The organism is Polynucleobacter sp. 39-46-10 (genome assembly GCF_002282275.1).
The window spans coordinates 1-1,380 of record NZ_NCJB01000473.1 but is presented as its reverse complement, the minus strand read 5'-3'; the positions used below and the strand labels follow the sequence as shown (position 1 = coordinate 1,380).

Genomic DNA, 1,380 nt, shown 5'->3' with positions numbered 1-1,380 from the left:
GGAATTTCTTGATTTTGATATGGGAGTTTTCGTTGAATCTTTTCAGGCTTGCCTGGAAATAAAGCGCTATAGCGATCTTGCGGAGACTGCACTGTCCGCCAATCTAGCTTGGGACTACAAGCAGAAAGTAGCAATGCAAGCGCTAGAACTACACCAAACTTACGGAGCATATGTTTAGACAACACCTGCACTATGTGCTTGTTGATCAGCATGGTAGCTAGATCGCACCATCGCACCCACGGCCGCATGAGAGAAGCCCATGGCATAAGCCTCTTCCTCAAAATGCTTAAACACATCTGGATGAACATATCGCTGCACTGGAAGGTGGTGGCCTGAAGGCGCCAGATACTGGCCAATAGTCAGCATGTCGATATTGTGCTCACGCATATCACGCATGACTTCTAAAATCTCTTCGTCAGTCTCACCCAATCCAACCATCAATCCACTCTTGGTTGGAATGTGGGGGAAGCGTTCTTTAAAGTCTTTCAATAGCTTCAGAGAGTGTGCATAGTCAGCACCAGGACGCGCCTGCTTGTACAAACGCGGTACGGTTTCTAAATTGTGATTCATGACATCGGGCAGACCTTGAGGTGCATGCTCAGAAAAAATATCTAAAGCCTTGTCTAGGCGACCACGGAAGTCTGGAACCAACACCTCAATACGGGTGCCTGGAGATAAATCACGTGATTGAGAAATGCAGTCCACATAATGCATGGCGCCACCATCGCGCAAATCATCACGATCAACGCTCGTAATCACCACATAATTGAGTTTTAAAGCGGCGATGGTGCGCGCTAAGTTGCCAGGCTCTTTGGTATCCAGCGGATCCGGTCTGCCGTGACCCACATCACAAAACGGACAACGACGCGTACATTTGTCACCCATGATCATGAAGGTAGCAGTGCCTTTACCAAAGCACTCACCAATATTGGGGCAGCTTGCTTCTTCGCAAACAGTTACTAACTCATTCTCACGCAGAATTTTTTTGATCTCAGAAAAACGTGAATTATTAGAGGCGGCCTTTACACGAATCCAATCAGGCTTTTTGAGCACCTGCTCTAGGGGCACGATCTTGATCGGAATACGCGCAGTTTTCTCGCTCGACTTTTGCTTTCGGGAAGCATCGTAATTCAGGTCTTGGCGACTATTGCTAGTGGCGGCAGTGTCGAGATCCGGCTTATTGGTGGTCATGATGAAGTCAGTTGCTTTTGCAAATGCCCTAAAAGGGTTTGGCTAATAATGTCTATATTGTCCTTGATCCCAAGGGTTTGCATATCAACCGTCCTTAAGCCCTCATACCCACATGGGTGAATACGGGAAAAAGCCTCTAAATCAGTCGATACATTCAGAGCAAGGCCATGATAGGAGCATCCTTTTGAG

3 pseudogenes are annotated in these 1,380 nt (G+C 47.2%); all 3 read right to left on the bottom strand.

Going from position 1 to position 1,380, the window contains the following annotated elements:
* A pseudogene (locus B7X71_RS16910) lies at positions 1 to 185 on the bottom strand (hypothetical protein); the annotation flags it as partial.
* Positions 175 to 1,128 (bottom strand): annotated as a pseudogene (gene lipA / locus B7X71_RS16905) (lipoyl synthase); the annotation flags it as partial. The pseudogenes B7X71_RS16910 and lipA, both read right to left, overlap by 11 nt.
* Positions 1,129 to 1,187: 59 nt before the next feature.
* Positions 1,188 to 1,380 (bottom strand): annotated as a pseudogene (locus B7X71_RS16900) (lipoyl(octanoyl) transferase); the annotation flags it as partial.